The 25,726-nt window shown below is 40.0% G+C and carries 27 protein-coding genes; 22 read left to right on the top strand and 5 right to left on the bottom strand.

All coding sequences use genetic code 11. The annotated features are described in order from the left end of the window. The first annotated feature begins 20 nt into the window (after nucleotides 1-20). The 3 genes from R8925_RS10215 to R8925_RS10205 are packed head-to-tail and all read left to right on the top strand — an operon-like array spanning nucleotide 21 to nucleotide 1,639. Nucleotides 21-443, top strand: a complete 423-nt coding sequence (locus R8925_RS10215) for an acyl-CoA thioesterase (RefSeq protein ID WP_430535766.1) — start codon at nucleotides 21-23, stop codon at nucleotides 441-443. 15 nt (nucleotides 444-458) lie between these two features. Further along, on the top strand, nucleotides 459-773 hold the full coding sequence (locus tag R8925_RS10210; RefSeq protein ID WP_430535765.1) for a hypothetical protein: 315 nt from the start codon (nucleotides 459-461) through the stop codon (nucleotides 771-773). After that, complete coding sequence (locus R8925_RS10205; protein WP_430535792.1) at nucleotides 773-1,639, top strand: aldose 1-epimerase family protein; 867 nt, start codon at nucleotides 773-775, stop codon at nucleotides 1,637-1,639. The genes R8925_RS10210 and R8925_RS10205 overlap by 1 nt, the downstream gene beginning before the upstream one ends. 43 nt (nucleotides 1,640-1,682) lie before the next feature. Here the strand turns inward: R8925_RS10205 and plsY are convergent, their stop codons facing one another. Beyond that, entirely contained in the window at nucleotides 1,683-2,276 is a 594-nt protein-coding gene (plsY, locus tag R8925_RS10200) for a glycerol-3-phosphate 1-O-acyltransferase PlsY (protein ID WP_430535764.1), read from the bottom strand. A gap of 191 nt (nucleotides 2,277-2,467) precedes the next feature. On the opposite strand from plsY, the gene R8925_RS10195 reads away from it, so the two are divergent. From R8925_RS10195 to R8925_RS10165, 7 genes are all read left to right on the top strand, one after another. Further along, nucleotides 2,468-3,766 (top strand): purine/pyrimidine permease, encoded by a 1,299-nt coding sequence (locus R8925_RS10195; protein ID WP_430535763.1) that lies wholly within the window; start codon nucleotides 2,468-2,470, stop codon nucleotides 3,764-3,766. Nucleotides 3,767-3,832: 66 nt separating this feature from the next. Beyond that, nucleotides 3,833-4,252, top strand: a complete 420-nt coding sequence (locus R8925_RS10190) for a CoA-binding protein (protein ID WP_430535762.1) — start codon at nucleotides 3,833-3,835, stop codon at nucleotides 4,250-4,252. A gap of 308 nt (nucleotides 4,253-4,560) precedes the next feature. Then, complete coding sequence (gene parE, locus R8925_RS10185) at nucleotides 4,561-6,528, top strand: DNA topoisomerase IV subunit B (RefSeq protein ID WP_430535761.1); 1,968 nt, start codon at nucleotides 4,561-4,563, stop codon at nucleotides 6,526-6,528. Next, nucleotides 6,525-8,975, top strand: a complete 2,451-nt coding sequence (parC, locus tag R8925_RS10180) for a DNA topoisomerase IV subunit A (RefSeq protein WP_430535760.1) — start codon at nucleotides 6,525-6,527, stop codon at nucleotides 8,973-8,975. The genes parE and parC overlap by 4 nt, the downstream gene beginning before the upstream one ends. Nucleotides 8,976-9,048: 73 nt before the next feature. After that, complete coding sequence (locus R8925_RS10175) at nucleotides 9,049-9,516, top strand: S-ribosylhomocysteine lyase (RefSeq protein ID WP_430535759.1); 468 nt, start codon at nucleotides 9,049-9,051, stop codon at nucleotides 9,514-9,516. A 149-nt stretch (nucleotides 9,517-9,665) separates the two neighbouring features. Beyond that, entirely contained in the window at nucleotides 9,666-9,968 is a 303-nt protein-coding gene (locus R8925_RS10170; RefSeq protein WP_430535758.1) for a hypothetical protein, read from the top strand. A gap of 24 nt (nucleotides 9,969-9,992) precedes the next feature. Further along, nucleotides 9,993-10,637 carry a hypothetical protein gene (locus R8925_RS10165; protein WP_430535757.1) on the top strand — a complete coding sequence of 215 codons (645 nt, stop codon included), beginning with the start codon at nucleotides 9,993-9,995 and terminating at the stop codon, nucleotides 10,635-10,637. A gap of 52 nt (nucleotides 10,638-10,689) precedes the next feature. On the opposite strand, the gene R8925_RS10160 is transcribed toward R8925_RS10165, so the two are convergent. Continuing rightward, nucleotides 10,690-12,537: an acyltransferase family protein gene (locus R8925_RS10160; RefSeq protein ID WP_430535756.1), complete on the bottom strand. Its 1,848-nt coding sequence runs from the start codon at nucleotides 12,535-12,537 to the stop codon at nucleotides 10,690-10,692. 261 nt (nucleotides 12,538-12,798) lie between these two features. Here R8925_RS10160 and R8925_RS10155 point away from each other — a divergent pair, with 261 nt between their 5' ends. From R8925_RS10155 to glnA, 9 genes are all read left to right on the top strand, one after another. Continuing rightward, nucleotides 12,799-13,527 carry a glycerophosphodiester phosphodiesterase gene (locus R8925_RS10155; protein ID WP_430535755.1) on the top strand — a complete coding sequence of 243 codons (729 nt, stop codon included), beginning with the start codon at nucleotides 12,799-12,801 and terminating at the stop codon, nucleotides 13,525-13,527. Nucleotides 13,528-13,730: 203 nt separating this feature from the next. Continuing rightward, nucleotides 13,731-15,401, top strand: coding sequence for a glycerol-3-phosphate dehydrogenase/oxidase (locus R8925_RS10150; protein ID WP_430535754.1), 1,671 nt, complete (start codon nucleotides 13,731-13,733; stop codon nucleotides 15,399-15,401). 171 nt (nucleotides 15,402-15,572) lie between these two features. Next, entirely contained in the window at nucleotides 15,573-16,001 is a 429-nt protein-coding gene (locus R8925_RS10145) for a hypothetical protein (protein ID WP_430535753.1), read from the top strand. A gap of 101 nt (nucleotides 16,002-16,102) precedes the next feature. After that, entirely contained in the window at nucleotides 16,103-17,029 is a 927-nt protein-coding gene (gene miaA, locus R8925_RS10140) for a tRNA (adenosine(37)-N6)-dimethylallyltransferase MiaA (protein WP_430535752.1), read from the top strand. A gap of 132 nt (nucleotides 17,030-17,161) precedes the next feature. After that, entirely contained in the window at nucleotides 17,162-17,395 is a 234-nt protein-coding gene (gene hfq / locus R8925_RS10135) for an RNA chaperone Hfq (RefSeq protein ID WP_036064844.1), read from the top strand. A 141-nt stretch (nucleotides 17,396-17,536) separates the two neighbouring features. Beyond that, nucleotides 17,537-18,751, top strand: a complete 1,215-nt coding sequence (gene hflX, locus R8925_RS10130) for a GTPase HflX (protein WP_430535751.1) — start codon at nucleotides 17,537-17,539, stop codon at nucleotides 18,749-18,751. Nucleotide 18,752: 1 nt separating this feature from the next. Next, nucleotides 18,753-20,045 carry a methionine gamma-lyase family protein gene (locus R8925_RS10125; RefSeq protein WP_430535750.1) on the top strand — a complete coding sequence of 431 codons (1,293 nt, stop codon included), beginning with the start codon at nucleotides 18,753-18,755 and terminating at the stop codon, nucleotides 20,043-20,045. Between the two features lie 179 nt (nucleotides 20,046-20,224). After that, nucleotides 20,225-20,593: a MerR family transcriptional regulator gene (locus R8925_RS10120; RefSeq protein ID WP_181676649.1), complete on the top strand. Its 369-nt coding sequence runs from the start codon at nucleotides 20,225-20,227 to the stop codon at nucleotides 20,591-20,593. A gap of 58 nt (nucleotides 20,594-20,651) precedes the next feature. Beyond that, a complete protein-coding gene (gene glnA / locus R8925_RS10115; RefSeq protein ID WP_430535749.1) occupies nucleotides 20,652-21,986 on the top strand; it encodes a type I glutamate--ammonia ligase in 1,335 nt (444 codons plus the stop codon). A 143-nt stretch (nucleotides 21,987-22,129) separates the two neighbouring features. Here glnA and lexA read toward each other — a convergent pair whose 3' ends face one another. Further along, nucleotides 22,130-22,744 (bottom strand): transcriptional repressor LexA, encoded by a 615-nt coding sequence (lexA, locus tag R8925_RS10110; RefSeq protein WP_036069654.1) that lies wholly within the window; start codon nucleotides 22,742-22,744, stop codon nucleotides 22,130-22,132. 160 nt (nucleotides 22,745-22,904) lie between these two features. Here lexA and yneA point away from each other — a divergent pair, with 160 nt between their 5' ends. The 3 genes from yneA (at nucleotide 22,905) to R8925_RS10095 (ending at nucleotide 24,019) form a co-directional block, all read left to right on the top strand. Beyond that, nucleotides 22,905-23,234, top strand: coding sequence for a cell division suppressor protein YneA (gene yneA / locus R8925_RS10105; RefSeq protein WP_430535748.1), 330 nt, complete (start codon nucleotides 22,905-22,907; stop codon nucleotides 23,232-23,234). A 74-nt stretch (nucleotides 23,235-23,308) separates the two neighbouring features. Further along, entirely contained in the window at nucleotides 23,309-23,764 is a 456-nt protein-coding gene (gene mscL / locus R8925_RS10100) for a large conductance mechanosensitive channel protein MscL (protein ID WP_430535747.1), read from the top strand. A gap of 21 nt (nucleotides 23,765-23,785) precedes the next feature. Beyond that, entirely contained in the window at nucleotides 23,786-24,019 is a 234-nt protein-coding gene (locus tag R8925_RS10095; protein WP_036069533.1) for a DUF896 domain-containing protein, read from the top strand. Between the two features lie 65 nt (nucleotides 24,020-24,084). Here R8925_RS10095 and R8925_RS10090 read toward each other — a convergent pair whose 3' ends face one another. Beyond that, entirely contained in the window at nucleotides 24,085-25,044 is a 960-nt protein-coding gene (locus R8925_RS10090; RefSeq protein WP_430535791.1) for an IS3 family transposase, read from the bottom strand. Then, nucleotides 24,954-25,652 (bottom strand): helix-turn-helix domain-containing protein, encoded by a 699-nt coding sequence (locus tag R8925_RS10085; RefSeq protein WP_430535746.1) that lies wholly within the window; start codon nucleotides 25,650-25,652, stop codon nucleotides 24,954-24,956. Before R8925_RS10085 ends, R8925_RS10090 begins: the two co-directional genes overlap by 91 nt. Nucleotides 25,653-25,726: the final 74 nt, after the last annotated feature.

Raw genomic sequence — 25,726 nt, 5'->3', positions numbered from 1 at the left:
TGAAGTGAGGAGGGAATTGTATGAAGTATCATGAGTCGACAATTGTTGTCAGATATGCAGAAACGGATCAGATGGGTATCGTCTACCATGCGAATTATTTGGTTTGGATGGAGATTGGTCGTACAGATTTTCTGGAAAGCATTGGACTGCGCTATTTTGACATGGAGCAAGAAGGTTACATCTCACCTGTTCTGGACGTGCACATTTCTTATAAACAGGCAATGAAATATGGGCAAAAAGCGGTAGTGAAGACGTGGATTAACTCTTATGATGGTTTTCGAATCGTGTATGGCTATGAAATTAGGCAAGAAGGCGGCGAGGAAATACATATTTCAGGTGAAACAGAACATATTGCTGTACGGAAATCTGATTTTAAGCCAGTGAGTACAAGACGAGCTTTTCCTTCATGGCATGAGGCTTATTTAAAAGCAATGAAATCGTAATGGTAGGTGAGGATAATGGCTTTTGGAGTAAAACGTGCGGAGCTTGAAGCGTGGAAAAAAAGAGCGGATAGTGGCGAAATAGCCTTTTTGACACATTATTGGTTAGATGAGCGTTTTCCTGATTCAAAAACAGTGACAAAGGTTGCTTGTGCAGATTTAGCAAAACTTGAGGCATGGGGGGCGGCATACGGGCTTAACCCGGAGTGGATTGATAGGCGCCACGGAGCTTATCCTCATTATGATTTATTTGGAGATATACAAAGAGCAGCATTAAAAAAAGAGGGCAAATGGGACCAAATAGAGCGGTTTCATTTGAATGGTGATGAATGATGTTAAGATTAGAAAATGATGCAATATTAGTAGAGCTAAAAGAAGACGGCGCGGAGTTAACACGAATACTCGATAAGAACTCGCAAAAAGAATTTTTATGGCATGCAGATGGTGCTTTCTGGGCGAGACATTCCCCTGTGCTTTTCCCAACAGTAGGTCGGTTAGTGGAGGATACGTATTTAGTTGATGGCAAGCCGTTTCATTTAGGGCAACATGGATTTGCGCGTGACCGTTTATTTGATGTTACGAAACAAGGCGAGCAGTCGATTACATTACGTCTTGAGGCGGATGCGAATTCACTTGCGATTTATCCATTCCGATTTGCTTTAGAGATTTCTTATCGCATTGAAGGCGGCACAATTAATGTTGGCTATCATGTAGAAAATTTGGATGATAAGACAATGTATTTCTCAATTGGTGCGCATCCGGCTTTTAATGTGCCATTTGTACCAGGTGAGGTGTTTGAGGATTATTATCTGGAATTTGGTGCAGAGGAGCAACTGGAGACCTTGACGCTTACTGGTCCGTATTTATCAGGAGAGAAGAAGAAAATTGCGAACGGAAAAAAAGTAGCGCTGAATTACGAGTTGTTTGGAAATGATGCTTTGATTTTTGAAGGATTGACGAAAAATGAAGTGACAATTCGTTCACGGAAAAATCGCCATTTTGTGAAGGTTACGTTTCCAGATTTTAAATATGTTGGCATTTGGACGCCTAAACCCGGTACACCGTTCTTATGTATCGAGCCATGGTTTGGTATTGCGGATGCGGCAGGTGAGTCTGTGGAATTAAAAGATAAGCGAGGAATAGAAGCATTGGATATTGGTGCTAATTTCTCAAGTGAATACACGATTACAATTGGGTAATATAAAAAGTAGAAGTTGGGCGCACTAACTTCTACTTTTTATATTACATCCAGCTTATTTTCGGTTCTTCGCCTTTTTTGATGCGTTTTATATTCGGTATATGGCGGTAAATGATGAAAATGGCGATGGCAGCTATAATACCAACTAAAATCCAGTCTTGGAAGAAGAGTGAGATAATTAGAGCACTTCCAGCAGCTATCATCGAGCTAAGAGAGACGTACTTGCTGATTTTTAGAGATAGGACAAAAATAACCAGCGCCACTAAAAACAGCCAAGGTGCGTAGGCTAGCACGACTCCTGCTGATGTTGCGACGGCTTTTCCACCTTTGAATTTTGCGAAAAGAGGAAAGCTGTGACCGATAATTGCGAAAACCCCAGTTAATAACCAAAAATGATGATTGATATCTAGTTGGAAAAAGAATGGTAGTAGTGTAGCGACAGTTCCTTTTAAAATATCCATCAATGTCACAATGATGCCGGGCTTGACACCGAGAACGCGAAAAGAATTCGTTGCCCCTAAATTACCGCTTCCAAAATTACGTATATCTTTTTTATAGAAAATTTTTCCGATCCATAAGCCTGATGGAATCGAGCCAAGAATATAGGCGATGAGACAAATTAAAATAATCATTTCCATTAGTTGAGAAACTCCTTTATTTCGAACTATGTATCTTTCGCCATTATAGCACAAAAACGGAACACAGAATACCGTAATTGCTTTTTTATTTCATGGACTTTTTTGATAAACTGGCGTAAAATAAAGAATTGGGTAGCTTTTATTTTGGTTTGAATAATTAGAAAATAACACAAAAAGGAGTGGTTTTGTATATGAAAATGGGAATTGCAAGCTTGCAATGGATGATTTTCATGATAGCGGCCGGTATTGTTGCACCGATTGCAATTGCCGATTTGTATCAATTAAGTCCAGTAGAGACAGCAGGTTTTATGCAACGGACAATCTTTGTTTTGGGGGCTGCGGGTTTGTTGCAAGGTTTGCTTGGGCATCGTTTGCCGATTCATGAAGGACCTGCGGGGTTATGGTGGAGTGTGTTCACGATTTATGCTGGATTTATTGGGGTTTTATACACGTCAAATATTGATGCATTGCAAGCTTTATCAGGTGGATTGCTCGTAAGCGGTGTATTCTTCGTTATTTTGGCTGTCACTGGGTTTATTGGGGTTTTGGCCAAATTATTTACACCAACTGTGACATTTGTCTATCTGATGTTACTCGTACTACAACTGAGCGGTTCCTTTATAAAAGGGATGTTTGGAATTTCAGCAGACCATCCGCTAATGGACCCTTGGATGGCGTTGCTAAGTATGATTGTTGTTATCGCAGCTTATGCTTTTGGCCGGTCGAAAGTGATGTGGCTTCGTCAGTATTCGGTGATTTTCAGCTTAATTCTTGGTTGGGGGTTGTTTTTAATAGCTGGAAAAGCACCAAACGTTGGAGAGGCGCATTCTTGGTTCAGTTTACCGAAGCTTTTTGTATTTGGAATGCCAACTTTTGATTCCGGTGTGATTACAACTGCTATTTTTATTACTTTGTTGTTAATTACAAATTTGGTTGCATCAGTACGTTTAATGGAGGGAATTGTAGCTGGGAATAAACCGAGCGATCCTAAAAAATATAAACGCGGTGGCTTGATATCAGGTGTTAATCAGTTATTAGGTGGCGGTTTTTCAGCGATTGGCCCCGTTCCAATTTCAGGAGCAGCTGGATTCGTTACACAAACAGGGCAGAAATCAATTAAACCGTTTTTGATAGGTTGTTTGCTTGTCATTGGAATTACCTTATTCCCACCGGTTATGAATATTATGAGCGCATTGCCGGCACCGGTTGGCTACGCTGTAACATTTGTGATTTTTTCTAATATGGTAGTTATGGCTTTAAAGGAACTAAAAAAAATCACAGCTGGAGAGGAAAATGCTTATCTTGTTATCGGAATATCGATGATGGTTGGCGTGGGTGTGATGTTCTTGTCTCCTTCTGCTACAAAAGGATTGCCAGCAGCAGTCATCGCTGTTTTAAATAACGGGCTTATTGTTGGAAGTGTTTTTGCTATGTTTTTAGAACAGTTTTTCTTATTTCGAGAAAAAGCGAATAGACAGCTAGAAAAATAATTCACTGTTCTCGCTTGCTATTTCGCCTTCTAATCCGCTATGATGGAAGTGTAGGAGGGGATTTAGATGGCAATTTTGAACCCTGAAAGAAGTGTTATCCATCAAATTTTAAAGCGGGCAAAGCGGATAGCGGTGGTTGGACTTAGTGATAATCCAGAACGTACATCCTATCAGATATCAGAACGGATGCAGCAAGAAGGCTACACAATTATTCCTGTAAACCCTCGTGTAGATGAGGTGCTTGGCGAGAAAGCCGTGGCAAGTCTAGCTGAAATCGAAGGCCATATTGACATCGTGGACATTTTCCGGAAATCCGAATATCTACCCGAGTTAGCTAAGGAATTCGACAAAATTGATGCCGATGTCTTTTGGGCCCAATCTGGTATATCGAGCGAAGAAGCTTATGATTTCCTTAAAGAAAGAGGCCATACAGTCATTATGGATCGCTGCATTATGGTCGAGTATTTGCTTTCTGACAAAGGATAGTGTTAGACTATACAAATAGCTTGTAAACGAAGCCTCTGTTAAAAGGGGCTTTTGACTTGCAAAAAATACATAAAGTTGCTTACCAATTCAATCCTAATTCACGATAAATCCGCGTGGGTGTCATAAAAGAAATCACTTGTGTCCTAGAAATGATTAGTTCCTTAGTCTCAAGAAAGACGAGATGGGTTTATTATTTGGATGTTAAGTGCTATTCTGTTAAAGTAGTTGTTGCCAACATATGTTTGGATAACAGGTTGAAATGGGTAAACAGCAAGGTATATAAGCAAAATCGGAAGGAGAAAAATAAAATGAGTCGTTCAAAAAATGAGTATAATGATGATTCGATTCAGGTGCTAGAAGGACTTGAGGCAGTTCGTAAACGCCCAGCGATGTATATTGGTTCGACAGATACGCGAGGGTTACATCACTTAGTCTATGAAATCGTGGATAATTCCGTGGATGAAGCATTGGCTGGATATGGTCATAAAATAAAAGTTGTTTTACACGCAGATGATAGTGTCAGCGTTTCAGATGAGGGACGTGGTATGCCTGTTGGAATGCATAAAACAGGAAAGCCGACCGTCGAAGTTATTTTAACAGTGCTCCATGCTGGTGGTAAATTTGGTCAAGGTGGTTATAAAACGAGCGGAGGCTTGCACGGTGTAGGATCTTCGGTCGTGAATGCCTTGTCAGAATCGCTTAAAGTAACTATTCACCGTGATGGTTTTACGTATGAAATGGATTTTGCAAATGGTGGGAAGCCAGTCGGAACATTGCGTAAGCTTGGTAAAACGAATAAAAGAGGGACAACGATTCGTTTTAAACCAGATAAAGCGATTTTTCCGATGACTTCTTATAATTATGAAACATTATCGGAACGTCTGCGTGAATCAGCATTCCTGTTGAAGGGGATGGAGATTGAGCTTGTCGATGAGCGTGTTGGAATGGAAGAGAAATTCCATTTTGAAGACGGTGTGAAAAATTTTGTGGAATATATTAACGAAGGCAAAGATGTGTTACACCCTGTTGTATCCTTTGAAGGAGACAACAATACGATTGAAATTGCGACAGCTTTTCAATTTAATGACGGGTATGCAGAGAACATTTTGAGCTTTGTTAATAATGTACGTACGCGTGGGGCCGGTGCGCACGAGGCTGGAATGAAGGCTGCGATGACGCGTGTGTTCAATGAATATGCTCGTCGCGTCGGTATGTTAAAGGAAAAAGAGAAGAATTTAGAGGGCAGCGATATCCGTGAAGGGCTCTCAGCGGTGCTTTCGGTCCGCATTCCAGAGAATTTGTTGCAATTTGAAGGACAAACGAAAGAAAAACTCGGAACGCAAGAAGCTCGACCTGCCGTTGATGCTGTTGTAGCAGAGCATCTAGGCTATTATTTGGCGGAGAATCCGGAAGTGAGCGCTTTGCTCGTTAAGAAGGCTGTGAAGGCGCGTGAAGCACGTGAGGCAGCTCGGAAAGCGCGTGAAGAGACTCGAAATGGGAAAAAACGCAAGCGCTCGGAAACATCACTTTCTGGTAAATTAACACCGGCACAATCGCGTAACCCGCAAAAAAATGAGTTATACCTTGTCGAAGGAGACTCAGCGGGTGGATCAGCTAAGCAAGGCCGTGATCGCCGTTTTCAAGCTATATTGCCGCTGCGAGGTAAAGTTATAAATACCGAAAAAGCAAAACTAGTGGATATTATGAAAAACGAAGAGATTAGTACGATAATCCATACAGTTGGTGCTGGTGTTGGTGCTGAGTTTGAAGTGGAAGATTGTAATTACGATAAGGTCGTGATTATGACTGATGCTGATACGGATGGCGCGCATATTCAAGTATTGCTCCTAACATTTTTTTACCGCTACATGCGTCCGTTAGTGGAAGCCGGCAAAGTATATATTGCATTACCACCGCTCTATAAGGTAAGTAAGGGTGTTGGAAAGAAAGAAGTGATGGCTTACGCGTGGACAGATGAGGAGCTTGATTTAGCCATCAAAAAAATCGGCAAAGGCTACATTATCCAGCGTTACAAAGGTTTAGGCGAGATGAATGCTGATCAACTGTGGGATACGACGATGAATCCTGATTCGCGAACGCTGATTCGTGTACGGATTGATGATATCGCTCGGGCTGAACGACGTGTGGCGACATTGATGGGAGATAAAGTAGAACCAAGACGGCATTGGATTGAGAAAAACGTGGAATTCTCGCTAGAAGAAGATCAAAGCATTTTAGAGAATGAAAACATGATTATTGAGGAGGCAGGCGAGTGAGTACTCCAGATGAAAAAATTCAAGACTTAGCCTTGGAAGAAGTTTTAGGGGATCGATTTGGTCGCTATAGTAAATATATTATTCAGGAGCGGGCGTTACCAGATGCGCGTGATGGTTTGAAACCTGTGCAACGTCGGATTTTATTTGCGATGCATGTGGAAGGTAATACCGCCGAAAAAGGGTTCCGTAAATCTGCGAAGACAGTCGGAAATGTAATTGGTAACTACCATCCACATGGTGATTCGTCTGTGTATGAAGCGATGGTACGGATGAGTCAAGATTGGAAAGTTCGAAATACCTTGATTGAGATGCACGGAAATAATGGTAGTGTCGATGGTGATCCACCGGCTGCGATGCGTTATACAGAAGCTCGCATTTCTAAAATTTCATCGGAGTTATTGCGTGATTTGGATAAGGAAACTGTTGATTTTGTATCAAACTTTGATGATACGGCAAGCGAGCCGACTGTTTTACCTAGCCGTTTCCCGAATTTATTGGTCAATGGTTCGACAGGGATTTCAGCTGGTTACGCGACCGATATTCCTCCTCATAATTTGACAGAAGTAATCGAAGGTGTTATCAAGCGCCTGGATAAGCCTGATTGCACGACGATGGATATTATGAAATTAATAAAAGGTCCAGATTTTCCAACAGGTGGTATTATTCAAGGTATTGATGGGATTCGTAAAGCGTATGAAACCGGAAAAGGGCGCGTGGTTGTGCGCTCAAAGACGGCAATTGAGGATATGCGTGGTGGACGTCAGCAAATTGTGATTACGGAAATTCCGTATGAGATTAACAAAGCAAATCTTGTAAAACGGATGGATGATTTACGAATCGATAAGAAGATTGAGGGTATTTCAGAAGTGCGTGATGAGACAGATCGCTCAGGACTCCGTATTGTGATTGAGTTGAAGAAAGATGCGAATGCAGATGGTGTACTGAATTACCTTTTCAAAAATACGGATTTGCAAATTTCCTATAATTTTAATATGGTTGCGATATTTAATAAGCGTCCGCAATTGATGGGTGTTCTCTCGATGCTGGACGCGTATATTGCCCATCAAAAAGAGGTTATTACGAAGCGCTCGGAATTCGATATTAGACGTGCCAAGGCGCGCCAACACATTATTGATGGTTTGATGAAGGCCTTATCAATTTTGGATGAAGTGATTCAAATGATTCGTGCTTCTAAAGACAAACGTGATGCCAAATTGAATTTGCAAACCACGTATGATTTTAGTGAGAAGCAGGCAGAAGCAATCGTTTCCTTGCAGCTATATCGTTTAACGAATACAGATATTACGCAATTGCAGCAAGAAGCAGAAGAACTAGCAAAACAAATTTCAGCTCTAGAAGCGATTTTAGGCGATGAAAAAAACTTGATTGCATGCTTAAAAGATGAATTGAACGAGATTAAGAAAAAATATAAAACGTCGCGGCTGACTGTTATTGAAAACGAAATTTCTGAGATAAAAATTGATACCGAGGTTCTTGTTGCAAGCGAAGATGTTGTTGTTTCAGTGACGAAAGAAGGTTATGTGAAGCGTACGGCAATGCGATCTTATACCGCCTCTAATGGAGAAGATTTATCGATGAAAGAAACAGATCATGCTATCTTTATTCAGACGATGAACACAATGGATTCGCTATTACTTTTCACGAACAAGGGAAATTATATTTATCGTCCGGTGCATGAGTTGCCGGATATCAAATGGAAGAGTTTGGGTGAGCATGTTAGCCACCTCGTTTCAGATACGTGTGGAGATGAAGAAGTAGTTGCAGCAATTTCGATGAAAGAATTTCTGGAAACCGACTATTTCTTGTTCGTAACGAAGCAAGGGATGATAAAAGCATCTGCCGTACTGAACTACAAGCCACAGCGTTACTCGAAAACGTTGATGGCGATTAATTTGAAAGGCGATGACAGTCTGATTTCGGTGGAAACGGTTATTGGGAATGAAGATGTATTTTTGGCTAGTCATAATGGGTATGGTCTACGTTATTCTATTAGTGAAGTGCCGCTATCTGGTGCTAGGACAGCGGGTGTGAAAGCAATGAACCTGAAAGAGGGGGACTTTATTGCTGGAGCTAACGTCATTGCTCCTAGCGAGAAACGTGACCTTGTCTTGTTAACACAGCGAGGCTCGGCTAAACGAATGAGGTTGGCTGAGTTTGAACCAATTTCTAGAGCAAAAAGAGGCTTATTAATGCTACGTGAGCTTAAAAATAGCCCGCACCGTTTTATTAGCTTGAATTTAGCTAGCGATAGCGATATTATTCATGTCGCGACAAATAAAGACGTTGTGGTCGACCTGAATGTTTCTAAATTACGTGTAACGGATCGTTATTCCAATGGCTCTTTCATTATGGATGAGCAGTTGGAAGGTGTGCCAGTAGAAACTTGGCTAGCACTTGCCACGATTACTGAAAGTGCGGTAGAATAATTTATTATATAGATTCCTAGGTAGGCAAGATTGAAGCGCTAGCCTAGGAATTTTTTAGAAGGGATGGATTATAGTGACTGAAAAAATGAATGTAGAGAGTTTTAACTTGGATCATACCCTAGTGAAGGCGCCTTACGTGCGTCTTGCTGGGCAAAAAACAGGGGAGCATGGTGATGAAATTTATAAATATGATATTCGCTTTATGCAACCAAATAAGGAGCATATGGAAATGCCGGCGCTTCACTCGTTGGAGCATTTAATGGCAGAACTGTCGCGAAATCATTCAGATAAAATTGTAGATATTAGTCCGATGGGTTGTCAAACTGGCTTTTATTTGTCGGTTATCAATCATGATGACTATGAAGATGTACTTGCTATTTTAGAAAAAACACTGGTGGATGTGTTACAGGCTAACGAGGTTCCGGCTTGTAACGAAGTACAGTGTGGTTGGGCTGCTAGTCATAGTTTGGAAGGTGCTAAAGAATTAGCTAAAAACTTCTTGGATAAAAAAGAAGAATGGCCTCATGTTTTTGGAGAATAGCCTGTAAAATCATTTACACACAAGTGAGAATGTGTTAAATTGTATATATATGCACGGGAATGAAGGTCGCTATGATGTGGCCTTTTTTTTATAGCGACTTGAAAGCGGAAACAATTACTTATATCAAGCAGTTTATGGAAAGGAAGATAATGATGAGAAATATGTTATTTATGCATCAAAATGAAATGGATGTGAAATTACGCAAATTTAATGATGCGATAAATAAATTACAAGAACTATCAAAAAAAGAAGCATATCCAAAAAAGCCAGGAAAATATATTGTAATAGAACCGTTTGAGTCAAACTTTGAGGGAGCAATAAAGCACAAGGATGCGATTGACTATAAATTTGGTAAATACTTGAAAGGGCGTATACATGTTGAAAAAGAATTATGGATTATTGCATCAATTAAGAATTTAATTGATTACGGGTATTTAAAAATAGAGGAGTAACAGTGCTAGAAAGGAATATTTTATATGGAATTAGAGCGTATTTGTCGATTGTTGAGGCAGCGTGGAGAGCGAATTATCGTGAAGGATAATAGTATTGAGACGTTTCATGAGCGCGATGAGGATTACTACCAATTAGAACGCGAACTGATGGGTGGTAGAGAGCAGTGGCATTATTTTTACGTGCGTAGTAAGTACGAAAACGTTGTGGAAAGAGAACATTTAGCGAGTTATACCGATGAGCGTGAAGGTGCAAGAATATTTTATTTATGGACAATGCGTCGCCACTACCGGCAAAAATACATTCGGAAAATTCACGAGTATTTGCGTGACACAAAATATGATATTAGTCCCGATGTCGCAACTGTGGAACGAGCTTTAGCGATTTTATCAAAATTACATATACCGAGGCATTTATATAGTCTAGAAAATGAACAAAAACCAGATTCAATCAACCTTGAAACGGATTTGGATTATGGTCGAAGTTTTTATATCGATTTAACAGGTAAGAATCACCGTGAAACATTGATTCGGCCGAAGAGCATCGCTGTTAGTATTGCTTTCGATAGGGTACTGATGTTGTATTTATTCTATCAAGAGCAAGATGCGTTGTTTCAATCTAATGAGATAAAGGCGCTTTTTAATGAGCAAGAGCGCCTCGTTTTTCTATAAATAAGTAAAAAATCCATCGAATCCGCTGTGAATAAAGGATTCGATGGATTTATTAATGTACCATTTTGTTCGTCAATAAACCAACATAGGCAGATACCCCTTTTTTCGTTAGATGAACGCCATCGCGCCCGAAGTACTCCGGATGATCGATAGCAAGGCTGTACCAGTCAACGCGAGTAACATTATCGTATTCGGCATCGATTTTGTCGATTGATTCATTGACTTCGGACTCCCATTGGCGTGGTACGCGGGTGTTTACGAGATAGATGCTTGCTTGATCAAACATTTGCACGAGTTCCTCCATTTTTTTGAGAGCAAAAGGGCCATTTGTGCCAAGTTCCAAAATTACTGCGCTTCCTTTGGCGTTATATTTCTGATACTGCGTTGCGGTGTTTAGTGCGTCAGCCATTTGGCGTCCCACCAAGCCGTCAATCGCGATATTTGGAACCGATTCTTCTAAGACGGGTTGAATGTCAATCATAAGCGAGTCGCCAATTGCCAATGTTTGTTCATACTTGATTTGATCCGGTGTGACAGGTGCTTTTGCGGCATTCTTTTTTTGTGTTTGCGTTGGTTCTTTTTTAGGCGTAGCTGGAGGTGTAGGCGTTTCTTTTTGTGGTGTTTTTACCTCGGTAACTGTTTTTACATGGGTTTTTTGTGTGCCTTCTGCGTTCGTTTTTACAGTAATCAGATTGCTCATACCGAGTGCGAAGAATCCAAGGATGAGAACAAGACTACTAATGAACGCCCATTTGCCAACAGGATAGCCTCGCCAATGTAGCAATCCTTTAAAATGGAAGGATTTGATATACGCGATAAAACCCTTTTTGCGAATTGGTGTTTCTACAAAACGATAAGATAGTTCTGCAATAGCCAATGTCGCTACTACTTGAAGTGCCGCACGTACTATGTTTGGAGTCCCGACTTCCGTAATAGGTGTTGTAAGGGTAATAATCGGGTAGTGCCACAAATAAATACCGTAGGAACGAGTCCCAACCCATCGCAGTGGTTTAAAACTAAATAATTTGCTTAGATAAGAGGCGGGGTGAGCAATTGTAGCAATCATGACAACTGCATTAATGGCGATTAAAAACATGCCTCCACGGTATAAAAAAGAATCGTATTCGTTTACTGTTGCGATACAAAACAAGAAGATGGCAACACTGGCTGTTCCTGCGAAGTTAACAGCGACTTTTGCAGATGTTGGTATGTGTGGTGACAAGCGAGTAAATGGCCATACGAAAGCAAGTGCTCCACCAAGTAGTAAGCCAAAAGCTCGTGTGTCTGTTCCGTAATAAACACGACTTGGATCACCATCTGGGGAATATAGAACTGCCATTAAAATAGCGGAAAGAATAGCTGCAATCACGATGATACGTAAAATAATCGTTGGTTTTTTGATGAACTTTAAAGCACCATATAAAAAGACGGGCCAAATAATATAGAACTGCTCTTCAATAGCTAAAGACCATAAATTTTTGATGGGAGATGCTGTTCCGAATGAATCAAAATAAGATACGTTGTGAAAAATGAACCACCAGTTGCTCAAGTAAAGGAAGGAAGCGGTAGCATCCCCTCGTAATGTTGCAAGAAGTGGTCGATTAAAAATAACAGCAAATACAACGACAATAATAATCATTAAGTATACAGCCGGGATAAGGCGCCTGAAACGACCTATCCAAAATTGTTTCAAATCAATACGTTCATTTTTTTCCCATTGTGATAGTAAAATGTTGGTGATTAAATAGCCTGACAAAACAAAAAAGATGTCAACTCCTAAAAAACCACCAGAAGCCCATCCAAAACTGAGGTGATAGGCAATGACAGCGATAACTGCCAGTGCTCGAAGCCCATCGATACTAGGTACATATTTTCTTTTATATCGAGCGGATCTCTCCATATAATCTCTCCTAACCGCAAATACATAAGGAAAGAAAGTTTCCTAATTTTAATTGCTCATAATAAGTAGTAGGAATAAAAGGTTGCTACTGAAACGATGTTGCTTATGTCCACTCATTCTCTACTTGACTTATCATAACACATGTTCTTGGTGCTGTAATTCGATAGGCGACAAAAAAACAGGAATTTAATAAATTTGAGACAATGGTCTTATTTATGTATAATAAAAAGAACAATATGTCACAGAAATGAGGTAAGAAATTTGACGGAAATATTTGCCCATAGAGGTAGTAAGGGAACGCATCCTGAGAATACGATACCAGCTTTTCTTGCTGCGGTTAGAGCTGGTGCAGACGGTATTGAGCTTGATGTACAGCTAACGAAAGATGGCGTTCCAGTTGTGATTCATGATGAAACAGTAAATCGAACAACAAATGGCTCCGGATTAGTAAAAGATTTTACGTTACGAGAGCTACAAAAATTGGATGCGCACCAAGGTTATAAAAAGCGATTTCGGGCATTGTTTAAGAAAACGAAAATACCTACTTTAGAAGAGGTTTTGGTTGTGCTGGGGCGTTATCCACTAATTTTAAACGTTGAGTTGAAGACGGATACATATGATTACGCGGGGATTGAGGAGAAAGTGCTAGAACTTTGCCGGAAAAGAGCAGGGAGGCTTACTTTTTTATTTTGTTCGTTTAATTTAGAGACGTTAGCGCGTTTACGGGGGCTGGATGCCACAATTAAGCTTTCTGCAATTACGAAACTGGATGTAGAAGAAGCATTAGCGCAGTTTGCTAGCTTACAGTTAGATAGCATTAATCCACCGTACTCTATTCGTAATCAAGAAGTACTTGAAAATGTTGCTACGCGTTGTTGGACTGCGAATAAGATTAGTCAGATGGATACCCTTTTTGATGAAAATGTTCGAGGATTCATGACTGATTTTCCAGAAAAGGCTGTAGAATTGAGAAGAAAGCGAAACAAATAGCTTTACATTTTAGGAACGACTGTACTATAATTGGAGACAAGTTAATATTAATCATTGTCTGAGATACGGAGAGACTACAAATAGCGAGCGCAATCGCTTGTTTTGTAGTCTCTCTTTTTTTGTGTAGCGTTTTAAATTCGCTGAAAAGTGGAAAACAGATGGTGATGTATAGACTTCAATCAGGTCCTAGAGGGGGAAAAAAGATGGTACAATTATTTTCAGCTTTTGACAGAGAAACAATTCAAACGAAGATGGCGGAGGAGACATTTGATTTAGTTATTGTAGGGGGCGGAATTACGGGTGCGGGAATTGCGTTAGACGCCGTTTCACGTGGCATGAGTGTAGCGCTCATAGAAATGCAAGACTTTGCTGCTGGAACTTCAAGTAGGTCGACAAAACTTGTTCATGGTGGCTTGCGTTATTTGCAACAATTTGAGATTAAAGAGGTAGCTGACTTAGGAAAAGAACGTGCAATTGTGTATGAAAACGGGCCACATGTGACAACGCCAGAATGGATGATGCTACCTTTTCATAAAGGTGGTAACATGGGGAAAGTGAGCGCTTCATTTGGAATTCGGCTCTATGATTATTTAGCGGGGGTGAAAAAAGATGAACGCCGTAAAATTTTATCAGCCAAAGAAACACTTGCTAAAAACCCTTTTGTGAGGAAAGAAGGTTTGAAAGGATCGGGTTACTATGTGGAATACCGCACGGATGACGCACGCTTAACGATTGAGGTTATGAAAAAAGCGGTAGAGCTTGGTGCAAAGGTGATTAACTATACGAAAGCTGAGAATTTTTTATATGATTCGAAAAAGCAGGTTAGCGGTGTTGTAGCACGCGATTGTATTACAGGTAAAGTCTTTGATATTAAAGGGCGTCGAGTGATTAATGCAGCAGGTCCTTGGGTTGATAAGGTGCGTAAAATGGATTATACAGTGAATAATAAACATCTACGCTTAACGAAAGGTATTCATCTTGTCATCGATAAAAAGAAATTCCCGATGGAACAAGCCGTTTATTTTGATACCCCTGATGGTCGTATGGTTTTTGCAATTCCTCGTGAAAAAAAGGTATATGTTGGAACTACGGATACGGTGTATGATGAAATGGTTATCAATCCAAAAGCGAATGAAGAGGATCATAAATATGTAATTAAGGCGATTAATTATATGTTTCCAGATGTTCATATTAGTGAAAATGATATCGAGTCAAGCTGGGCTGGTGTGCGTCCGTTAATTTATGAAGAAGGGAAAGATCCGTCTGAAATTTCGCGTAAAGACGAAGTGTGGTTCTCTGAAAGTGGCTTGATTACAATGGCTGGTGGGAAATTGACAGGTTATCGCAAAATGGCCGAAAAATTATTAGATGAAGTTTCCAAAGCACTTGCAAAAGAAACTGGAAAGAAATTCAAAACCGTGCAAACGCATCATTTACCAATTTCAGGTGGGGATGTTGGCGGCTCAGAAAATATTGATGCTTTCATTGAGAAGAAAGCTAAAGAAGGGAATAATCGGTTTGGCTGGTCATTAGAAGAAGGCCGTGAGTTAGCAAAACGTTACGGTTCCAATATTGATTTGGTGTTTACTTACGCGCAGGAGCACAAGGAGAAAGGAACGTTAGCATTACCGAATAGTTTGTATGCCCAACTTCATTATGCTATTTATCATGAAGCGGTCATTCATCCAGTTGATTTCTTGTTACGTCGCACGGGGTATTTATTATTTGATATGCCATACTTGTTAGAGTGGAAAGATGAAGTCATAGCAGATATGGATTATCTATTCCAGTGGGATGACGAGACAAAAGAGCAATTGGTTACGGAATTACAAACACAAATTGATGATGCACGTGAACCAGCAGATTGGCATTAATTCTGTTAAGGTGAACCTCTTGAGTTAGTCTTCAGGAGGTTTTTTGTTATGTTTGAGGCTAAAATAACTGTTTATATAGGCAAATTTAAAAAAAAATAGTAAAATGATGAGGTAATTTATTATACATAGCATTGCAACCAAAAGTTGGTGCTTATTGAAGGAGATGTTTACATGCCAACTGTTGTGACGTTTATAAATGAGCATGTGGAAGAAGTTGTGAATTATTGGATCAGCACCTATTATGTGAATTCGGATGAATACCAATTAAGGAGACATGATCCTAATTACGTGGAAGCGCATCGGTATGAAACAATTGCGCTCTTGAGGCAAGCTTTAATGAACGAGAGTAGTATCGCTTCTAATGCCAAAAATATGGGGGAGGACAGGTTTGATATGCGAACGAGTTTCAAGGATGCTCTTACAAATCATATGAGTTTTTATAGGGCGATTAACGAGTTCTTAATTATCCATTACAAGAAGCGAACGCTCATTTGTACAGAGGAAGAGATTTTTGATATGCTACTAAAATTTCGAGAATATGAAGCTACTTCACTAGGCGAACTTTTTGCTGGTTACACATCAAAAGAAGCTATTCGGTGAAGGCGTGCAAAAAACACCAATTGGTTATGCAGTTGGTGTTTTTAATAGTGACCACTGAGACAGTTTGATGGTACAATGGAGATATGGAAGGGGAGGTTTTTTTGAACAAAATTCCCGTAATTGTTATTGTTGGCCCGACTGCGGTGGGGAAAACAGCGCTCAGTATTGAAATGGCGCAAGAATTTGAGGGCGAGATTATCAGCGGAGATTCCATGCAAGTTTATCGCGGACTCGATATTGGCACGGCAAAAGTGACGAATGAGGAAATGGCTGGTATTACGCATTATTTGATAGATATTCGCGAACCTGCCGAACCGTATGATGCGTCTGAATTTAAAAAGGAAACACATCGATTAATACGCCAAGTCTGGAGAGCGGGGAAGATACCGTTTATAGTTGGCGGAACGGGACTTTATATACAGTCGGCTCTCTACAATTACGCTTTTTCAGAAGTGGCTAGTGACGAAGCTTATCGAGATTCTTTAGCTGCGGAGTCCGGCGAGTCCTTGTTGGAGAAACTTCGCAAAGTAGATCCCGAGAGTGCCATGAAATTACATGCAAACAATCCGCGGCGCATTATCCGAGCATTGGAAGTAAACCATTTGTCGGGCAAGAAATTTTCGGAGTTGCAAAATCAGGAACAACAAGCAAGTGAATTTAATCCACTGTTAATTGGCTTGGAAAGGGATCGTGCGGAACTTTACGAACGAATAAATTTGCGAGTAGACATCATGATGAAACAAGGCTTGTTGGAGGAAGCGCGTACTTTTTATGATTCGGGTGTGCGTGATGTACCAGCAGCTCGAGGGATTGGCTACAAAGAGCTGTTTACATATTTTGATGGAGATATGTCGTTAGATGAGTCTGTAGAACTACTTAAGCGCAATTCTAGGCGTTTTGCTAAGCGACAATTGACCTGGTTTCGCAATCGCTTAGATGTCCAATGGTTTAACGCGGACGACGCGGGGCTAAAGAATACAATCGTGTGCGAGATAAAGCAGTTTCTAGAGGCGAATCGTGTGTTTTAACTTCTTATAAAAAGGGTATTTGAAGTTAGCAGAGAAAAATATTCTTCTTTTTTGGAATGTCATTTGTAGTTTTTGTACATTTCGTATAGAATGAAGATAACTGAAAAAGATAGAGAATAGGAGCGATTCGATATGAAACAAGGTGGGCAAGGGTTACAGGATCATTATTTAAATCAATTGAGGAAAGAGAAAATTTTGGCAACTGTCTTTTTAACAAATGGGTTCCAGCTACGTGGTCGGGTTATTAGTTTCGATAACTTCACGGTTTTGTTAGATGTAGATGGTAAGCAACAACTTGTATTTAAACATGCGATTTCTACGTTTTCTCCACAAAAGAATGTGGCTTTGAAATCGGATGATGAATAGGCAACTTGTATTTTAAAAACGAAAGCCGAATGTTTTGTGCCAAATGTGCGGTGCAAACATTCGGTTTTTGCGTGGCTTAGCAACTTTCTTTGTAACGCTATTTATGCTACGATTGACTTTGGGTAAACGATGGGAGTGCAGATGATGGTAGAAAAAGCGATCTTAGTTGGCTGTGAATTACCGAAACAGACAGAGGAACATTTTTACTACTCTATGTTAGAATTGGGTAGTTTAGCGAAAACAGCGCAAGCAGAAGTTGTCGGAGAAGTGACTCAAAAGCGGGAACGAGTGCATCCAGCTACTTTTGTTGGTTCTGGAAAAATAGAAGAGATTGCAGCTTTTGTCGCAGAAATGGAAGTCGATATAGTGTTGTTTAATAGCGAGTTAAGTGCGACGCAGGTTCGAAATATTTCTAAGATTGTTGATGCGCGGATACTTGATCGGACGCAATTAATTTTAGACATTTTTGCCATGCGTGCAAAAACTCGAGAAGGCAAATTACAGGTGGCGTTTGCGCAATACCAATATTTGTTGCCAAGATTAAGTGGACAAGGGGTTTCGTTGTCGCGCCTTGGTGGTGGGATTGGAACACGCGGACCGGGAGAAACGAAACTAGAGATGGATCGGCGTCATATCAGGCAGAAGATGGTGGATATTAAGAAACAGTTGGATACAGTGGTGAAGCATCGTGAACGGATGACGGCAAGACGGAATGATCAAGCTATTTTTAGGTTCGGTTTGATTGGCTATACGAATGCAGGTAAATCGACGCTTTTTAATCGGTTGAGTGATGCTAAGGCGCTGGAAGAGAACCAGTTGTTTGCGACGCTTGATCCGACGACGAGGAAGTTGGTTTTTTCAGAAGGATATACAGCGCTTTTGACAGATACAGTTGGTTTCATACAAGACTTACCTACAACGGTTGTCGCAGCATTTCGTTCGACGCTTGAGGAGACGGCGAATGTGGATGTTCTTTTGCATGTGGTTGACAGCTCTAATCCTGATTACGTGCAGCATGAAAAAACGGTTTTGGAATTGTTAGAGGAATTGAACATGCAACATATTCCGGTTTTGACAGTATATAATAAAAAAGATCAGCAGTTACCTTATTTTATACCCACACAGCCGAATTATGTCGAGGTGAGTGCGTTAGAAGAATCTTCGCAGTACTTTTTGATGGAGAAAATGTTGTGGGAAATTAAGCAACTGTGGCAACCTTATGTGGCGCGTATCCCAGCAAGTGACGGAAGAATGTTGCATAAATATAAGCGGGAAACGGTCGTCATTGAAGAAATATTTGATGAAGAAGCAGAAAGCTATCAATTAAAAGGCTATCAAGCACGAAAGGAAAAATAAGATGACAGCATTTTTTGAGCAAATACCAGCAGAATTACGCAAATTAGCTAATGTTGTGGAGGACGAGTTGCGTTCTTTGCAGCAGGAGACGGAAAATATTGCGGAAGAAAACCAATGGAAGGTTATGCAAGCTTTTCAGAAAAATCGAGTGAGTGATTTCCATTTTACCCCATCGACGGGTTATGGGTATGATGATGATGGTCGCGACACGCTAGAGCAAGTGTATGCGGACGTATTTAAAGCAGAGGCAGCGCTTGTTCGCCCTCAAATTATTTCAGGCACGCATGCCATTTCAACAGCTTTGTTTGGTGTGTTACGACCAGGAGATGATCTTTTATACATTACTGGAGCGCCATATGACACATTGGAAGAAATCGTCGGTATTCGAGGTTCTGGAAAAGGCTCGCTTAAAGAGTTTCAGATTGGTTATGACAAGGCATCATTAAAAGCAGATGGTTCCGTTGATTTTGAGTTGATACGTGCTAAAATAACACCAGCGACAAAAATGATTGGGATTCAACGTTCTCGAGGTTATGCAGACCGTCCTTCGTTTTCGGTTGCTGAAATAAAAGAGATGATTGTTTTTGTTCGTGAAATAAAGCCAGACATTCTTGTTTTTGTCGATAATTGTTATGGAGAGTTCGTGGAAATTTTAGAGCCAATTGAAGTAGGTGCGGATTTAATTGCGGGTTCGTTGATAAAAAACCCAGGCGGTGGCTTGGCCAAAACGGGTGGATACATCGCTGGAAAGGCTGAATTGGTGGAGTTATGCGCTTATCGACTAACCACTCCGGGTATTGGTGCAGAGGCAGGGGCTTCCTTATATAGTTTGCTGGAAATGTATCAAGGGTTTTTCTTAGCACCGCATGTTGTTTCCCAGGCGGTAAAAGGAGCGCGCTTTACTGCTGGCATATTGGATGCTTTTCAAATCGAAACTGACCCTGCTTGGAACGCGCCTCGGACTGACTTGATTCAAAGCGTTTCGTTTCATGATAAGGAAAGGATGGTTGCTTTTGCTCAGGCCATTCAGGCAGCCTCTCCAATTAATGCGCATGTTGTTCCAGAGGGGGCGTATATGCCAGGATATGAAAATGACGTTATCATGGCAGCTGGAACTTTTATTCAAGGTGCGAGCCTCGAGTTGACGGCGGATGGTCCTATTAGGGAGCCTTACCAGCTTTATGTGCAAGGAGGACTAACTTACGAACATATAAAACTAGCGGTTCTAGTAGCGATAAAGCGTCTTATAGATCAGAATCTTTTAATGCTATCAGAAATAACACCGAGATGTTAATAAATTCAAAAAACAGCGAAAATATTTTTGCTGTTTTTTTGAATTTAGTTCAAAGTGGTTGATACATAAGGTTTTAAAACGTGTTAGATTATCTGACATAGATTTGACAAAAGATATATCATACATTATAATGCAACTAACATATGAAAAATAAAGCGTTTTGAAAGGGGTAAATTGTCGTGAGTGAAAAAGAAATTAGAAGATCGATGCCTCTTTTCCCGATAGGTCCTGTCATGAAACTAACAGATCTTACTGCGCGACAAATTCGTTATTATGAGGACCAAGGTTTGATTCATCCTGCGAGGAATCAAGGGAATCATCGGCTGTATTCACTACAAGACATCGATGTATTGCTTGAGATTAAAGATTATTTGAACGACGGTCTGAATATTGCGGGAATTAAAAAAATGTACCAAATGCAGCAGGATGAGCAGAAAACGCCACTTACAGATGAAGACGTACGCAAAATTTTACGAAAAGAAATGCAGCAAGCTGGTAGATTCGTGAAACAAGATGCTTCTGGAAAGCAACAATTGCCAAGGTTTTGAAACAAGATATTTACTTTTAAAAAGTTTATATAATATCAATTATTGGGAGGATTTAATTATGACATCGTATACTAAAGAAGATATTTTTCGCTTCGCAGACGAACAAAATGTGAAATTCATCCGCTTGCAATTCACGGATATCCTAGGAATCATTAAGAACGTGGAAATTCCGGTAAGCCAGTTAGCCAAAGCTTTGGATAATAAAATGATGTTTGATGGCTCCTCTATTGAAGGTTTTGTGCGCATTGAAGAGTCTGATATGTATTTATTTCCGGATCTTGATACGTGGGTTGTCTTTCCTTGGACAGCTGAAAAAGGGAAAGTTGCTAGATTGATTTGCGATATTTATAATCCGGATGGAACAATTTTTGCGGGGGATCCTCGTGCTAACTTAAAACGTGTATTAGCCGAAATGCATGATTTAGGATTTACAGATTTTAACTTAGGACCAGAACCCGAATTTTTCCTTTTCAAACTAGATGAAAAAGGAAAGCCTACACTAGAATTAAACGATAATGCAGGATACTTTGATTTAGCGCCAACCGATTTAGGTGAAAATTGTCGTCGCGATATTGTTTTGGAGTTGGAAGAGATGGGCTTTGAAATTGAAGCTAGTCACCACGAAGTAGCACCTGGTCAGCATGAAATTGATTTCAAATACGAGGATGCGGTCACAGCGTGTGATAATATCCAAACATTCAAATTAGTCGTAAAAACAATTGCTCGTAAACATGGCTTGCACGCAACGTTTATGCCAAAACCGTTATTTGGTGTGAATGGGTCGGGGATGCATTTCAATATGTCGTTATTTAATAAAGATGGGAATGCGTTCTTTGATGCAGATGGCGAGGAGCAACTGAGTCAGACGGCATATCACTTCTTAGCTGGTATGATAAAACACGCAAAAGGCTATACAGCGGTAACCAATCCGACTGTGAATTCTTATAAGCGCCTAGTCCCTGGATACGAGGCGCCATGCTACATTGCTTGGTCTGGTAAAAATCGTAGCCCGCTTGTTCGAGTTCCAAGCTCTCGTGGCTTGAGTACGCGGTTGGAACTGCGTAGCGTTGATCCAGCGGCAAACCCATACTTAGCAATGGCTGTGCTACTTCGCGCCGGACTAGATGGCATCAAGAATGAGTTAACGCCACCAAAACCAGTGGATCGCAATATTTATGGCATGAATGAAGAGGAGCGTCATGCACATGGTATTTACGATCTTCCGGAAAGCTTAGCGCTTGCACTGAAAGAACTGACAAATGATGATATTATTGTCGATGGCCTGGGTGAGCATATTTTGGAGCATTTCGTAGAAGCGAAAACAATCGAATGCGACATGTTTAGAACCGCAGTTCACCAATGGGAACGAGATCAGTACATGGAAATATACTAAATATCGCCATTCCAAAAAAGAGACTACAATTCTGTAAGATATAGAAAAGCAGGAATCTTGTATAGAGCCATTTATGAAGATGGCATATACAAGATTCCTGCTTATTTTATTTTTGAAATCCTTGTTTCAGCCACTTTCTATGGCTAACGAATATCACGATACAAGCCAATAACTTTGCCTAAAATAGAAACATTTCTTAGGCGGATAGGTTCTAAAGCATCGTTTTCTGGTTGCAGACGGAAATGGCTAGCTTCTCTAAAAAATCTTTTACAAGTAGCTTCATTATCATCTGTCATCGCTACAACGATATCTCCGTTATTAGCGGAATTTTGTTGTCTTACAATCACTTTGTCGCCGTTCAAAATACCAGCATTAATCATACTTTCGCCATCAATTTCTAACATGAAAATCTCTGTTTCTCCATTGGCCATATATTCAGGTAAAGGAAAATATTCATCGATGTTCTCAACGGCTGTAATTGGAACACCGGCAGTTACTTTACCGATAATTGGAATGTTGATAACGTTTGGAGCTACCATCTCGTCTTCTAACGATAGGATTTCGATGGCTCTGGGTTTTGTAGGGTCTCTGCGAATGAGTCCTTTTCCTTCGAGTCGTGCTAGGTGTCCATGGACTGTAGAGCTAGAGGCTAAACCAACTGCTTCACCGATTTCACGCACGGAAGGTGGATATCCCTTATCTTTTACTTCAGACTTGATGAAGTCATAAATATCTTGTTGTCGTTTTGATAGTTTCATTTGTTTCACCCCGTTCACTCTTTCATTACTTCTTTATTAAACCCAGTATATCAAAGATTTTTTAGATATGCAAACAATTGTTCGTTTTTTTATTGACACATCAGAACGAGTGTTCTATAATAATAAAAAAGCGAACATATATTCTTCGGGAGGGATAAAGATGACTTTGAAAACTATTTGGGATCGATATTATATTGCAATTATATTTATTATTACATGTTTTGTTTTGGGATTAGTGTTAATGGTCGTGACAGTGAATCAAGCGAGTTCAGAATACAATGAGGTGAGCGTTGCAAGTGGGGATTCTATTTGGAGTCTTGCAGATGAGTATGCCGGTGACTACAAGATGAGTAAGCAGGATTTTGTATCGTGGGTCGAGAAAGAGAATCAAATTATAAATGGGAAGCTGATTGCTGGTGAGACAATTACGATTCCAATAAAAAAAGGTGCTGAGAATATAGATCGTTCTATTCAGTTAGCGAATGAATAATAGAACACAATACTTTAAAAATCTCTCGTTTTATTGTAGAATAGGCGTTGATTAATAATGAAAGAGGTTTTTCGATGTTGAAAGATTTTAAAGCATTTATTTCGAAAGGTAATGCATTAGGAATGGCAATTGGGATTGTCATTGGTGCTGCATTTACAAGTGTTGTTAACTCGCTTGTGAATGATATTATTATGCCTCCACTAGGCTTGCTAATTGGGAATGTTGATTTTGCTAACTTGTTTGTCAGTTTAAATGGAGTGCATTATGATACTTTAAAAGCCGCTCAAGCAGCAGGAGCCCCAACGATTAATTACGGGTTATTTATCAATAATATTATTAGTTTTTTTATTATTGCTTTCTCGGTGTTTCTAATTATTAAGATGGTGACTAAGTACATACCGCTAGAACCAAAGAAACCTGCTACGAAAGAATGCCCTTATTGTTTGTCAGCTATCCCAGAGAAGGCTAGGAAATGTTCACAATGTACATCGGACTTATCTCAAAATGGAGAGACTGGATTATCTGAATAATATCGTTTGAGGAGGAGAATAATGTTAGAAAAGGCTAAAATAGACCGTATTAATGAATTATCGCATAAGAAAAAAGCAGGCACAATAACCGTGGATGAGAAATTAGAACAAGAAGTTTTGCGTCAAGAATATATTAAATCATTCCGTAATCAAGTGCGAAGTACGATTGAACATACTACTTTTATTGATCCAAATGGCGATGACGTTACGCCTGATAAGATAAAACGTATACGTGATGAGAGAAAAAAACTATGAAGAAAATGGGGGAGATGAACTGCTCCCTGTCAAGTAGACAGGTTAAAAAACAAATGAAATAGTTTTTATATGATGGCCTTATTCCGGTATTCGCTCGGGGTAAGGCCTTTAAATTTAGCGACCACGCGCTCATTTTGATAGAAATTGATATAGCTATGAACCCCTTGGATTAGCTCTTTTTCAGTTTCAAAAGAATGAAGATAATAATATTCTGCTTTCAATGTTCCCCAGAAACTTTCTATCGGTTGATTATCCAAACATTTTGCGACACGTGACATGCTTAGCCTAAATTGAAATTTCTTTTTCAAGCGCCTATAGGCGCGACTAGTATATTGAAACCCACGGTCACTATGAATCATGGGCTTTACTTTTGGATGTTGCTTCATTGCTTTTTTGATGGTATCCATAACTAGCTTATTATCATTTTTGTTACTTAGAACGTAGGAAATAATGGAGCGGTCGTATAAATCAATGATTGCGCTCAAGTATTGTTTTGTGCCGTTTCCATATTTTAGTTCCGTGACATCCGTACACCATTTTTCATTTGGGCGTGTGGCCTTGAAATTGCGCTGTAACATATTTTTAGCGGTATGCTCGGCAGTCGATTGAAACCACTTTGGTTTTTTTCGCCGAATGATAGCGTATAGTTGATTGATTCGCATGATTCGGCGAATTCTTTTCCAATTATACTGGCTGTTTAAAGCCCGATTCACCGCTAAGGTCATGCGACGGTAGCCATAAATATGATTCACTTGTTCCGCGATTTCGATTATTTTTTCCTCAATCTGTTGATTGACTCGTTCACTTGCAGATGCTTGACGGCGTAACCATTTATAATAGGATGATCGAGCGATTTTTGCGACATCACATAATTTTATGATGGAATATAGCTCTTTTAATGCTGTGATGGCAACGTATATATCCTCTTGACGGACTAACGAAAGTCTTGGTACCTTTGCTCGATCTCCTGCAACTTTTTTGCGATGGCGTTCTCTATTTCTAAGCGTTCGTTCTGTGCCTCTAATTCTTTGATACGTAGTGTTAACCGTTCTGTTTCTGTTAATTCTTCTTTTCGTTTGGAACGACCACGGCGATCTTGCAGCGCCTCTTCTCCTAGTTCCTGATATTTCTGTACCCAACTGTATACTTGATTGTAGGAAACCTGATAGGTTTCCATAGCGAGTGGATAGTCTTTGTCATTCGCGATGGTGAATTGCGCAATTTCTAAACGTTCTTTAAAGGTCGTTTTTCGGCCTGGATAATACATGTTGGATTTCCCCCTACTCGGATTCGTCAGTTGTATGACTTCTCCACTAGTATACTTGGAAATCCATGTATATAGAACACTCGCGCTTGAAATCTGGTAAGAACGGAGAATTTTTTGTATTGGAATGCCTTCTAGGAGATGTGCTTCCACCGCTTTTTGCTTGATCGCTTGACTATATTTTTTGTTCGTGTGACTCTCTTTTAAGCCGTCTAAGCCATGTTGCTCCCATTTTCTTATCCAAGTTTTTATAGCTCCAAAACTGATCCCCAAATCTTTAGACATGCCGCTAATAGATGATGTGCCTTCCTTACATTGTTTTACGGCTGTATATTTCTCCTCAACTGAAAAATGTGTGCGTTTTGACATGCAAAAAAACTCCCTTATAAAGTAGATTTGGAATTTTTGTTTTTTCCATTGTCTACTTTATAGGGAGCATATCA

Origin of the sequence: Listeria rocourtiae subsp. hofi, assembly GCF_963575615.1 — a bacterium.
Classification (GTDB): Bacteria; Bacillota; Bacilli; order Lactobacillales; family Listeriaceae; genus Listeria_A; species Listeria_A hofi.
This window is presented reverse-complemented; position numbering and strand designations above follow the sequence as displayed.

Bases quoted from the DNA above. Each gene is read 5' to 3' on its own strand.
- hfq (WP_036064844.1), top strand. From the start codon at position 17,162: ATGAAACAAGGTGGGCAAGGGTTACAGGATCATTATTTAAATCAATTG.
- R8925_RS10170 (WP_430535758.1), top strand. From the start codon at position 9,666: ATGATGAGAAATATGTTATTTATGCATCAAAATGAAATGGATGTGAAA.
- R8925_RS10215 (WP_430535766.1), top strand. From the start codon at position 21: ATGAAGTATCATGAGTCGACAATTGTTGTCAGATATGCAGAAACGGAT.
- R8925_RS10165 (WP_430535757.1), top strand. From the start codon at position 9,993: ATGGAATTAGAGCGTATTTGTCGATTGTTGAGGCAGCGTGGAGAGCGA.
- R8925_RS10160 (WP_430535756.1), bottom strand. From the start codon at position 12,537: ATGGAGAGATCCGCTCGATATAAAAGAAAATATGTACCTAGTATCGAT.
- yneA (WP_430535748.1), top strand. From the start codon at position 22,905: ATGACTTTGAAAACTATTTGGGATCGATATTATATTGCAATTATATTT.
- R8925_RS10195 (WP_430535763.1), top strand. From the start codon at position 2,468: ATGAAAATGGGAATTGCAAGCTTGCAATGGATGATTTTCATGATAGCG.
- R8925_RS10150 (WP_430535754.1), top strand. From the start codon at position 13,731: ATGGTACAATTATTTTCAGCTTTTGACAGAGAAACAATTCAAACGAAG.
- R8925_RS10205 (WP_430535792.1), top strand. From the start codon at position 773: ATGTTAAGATTAGAAAATGATGCAATATTAGTAGAGCTAAAAGAAGAC.
- R8925_RS10095 (WP_036069533.1), top strand. From the start codon at position 23,786: ATGTTAGAAAAGGCTAAAATAGACCGTATTAATGAATTATCGCATAAG.
- mscL (WP_430535747.1), top strand. From the start codon at position 23,309: ATGTTGAAAGATTTTAAAGCATTTATTTCGAAAGGTAATGCATTAGGA.
- R8925_RS10125 (WP_430535750.1), top strand. From the start codon at position 18,753: ATGACAGCATTTTTTGAGCAAATACCAGCAGAATTACGCAAATTAGCT.
- lexA (WP_036069654.1), bottom strand. From the start codon at position 22,744: ATGAAACTATCAAAACGACAACAAGATATTTATGACTTCATCAAGTCT.
- hflX (WP_430535751.1), top strand. From the start codon at position 17,537: ATGATGGTAGAAAAAGCGATCTTAGTTGGCTGTGAATTACCGAAACAG.
- parE (WP_430535761.1), top strand. From the start codon at position 4,561: ATGAGTCGTTCAAAAAATGAGTATAATGATGATTCGATTCAGGTGCTA.
- R8925_RS10145 (WP_430535753.1), top strand. From the start codon at position 15,573: ATGCCAACTGTTGTGACGTTTATAAATGAGCATGTGGAAGAAGTTGTG.
- glnA (WP_430535749.1), top strand. From the start codon at position 20,652: ATGACATCGTATACTAAAGAAGATATTTTTCGCTTCGCAGACGAACAA.
- R8925_RS10085 (WP_430535746.1), bottom strand. From the start codon at position 25,652: ATGTCAAAACGCACACATTTTTCAGTTGAGGAGAAATATACAGCCGTA.
- R8925_RS10190 (WP_430535762.1), top strand. From the start codon at position 3,833: ATGGCAATTTTGAACCCTGAAAGAAGTGTTATCCATCAAATTTTAAAG.
- R8925_RS10210 (WP_430535765.1), top strand. From the start codon at position 459: ATGGCTTTTGGAGTAAAACGTGCGGAGCTTGAAGCGTGGAAAAAAAGA.
- plsY (WP_430535764.1), bottom strand. From the start codon at position 2,276: ATGGAAATGATTATTTTAATTTGTCTCATCGCCTATATTCTTGGCTCG.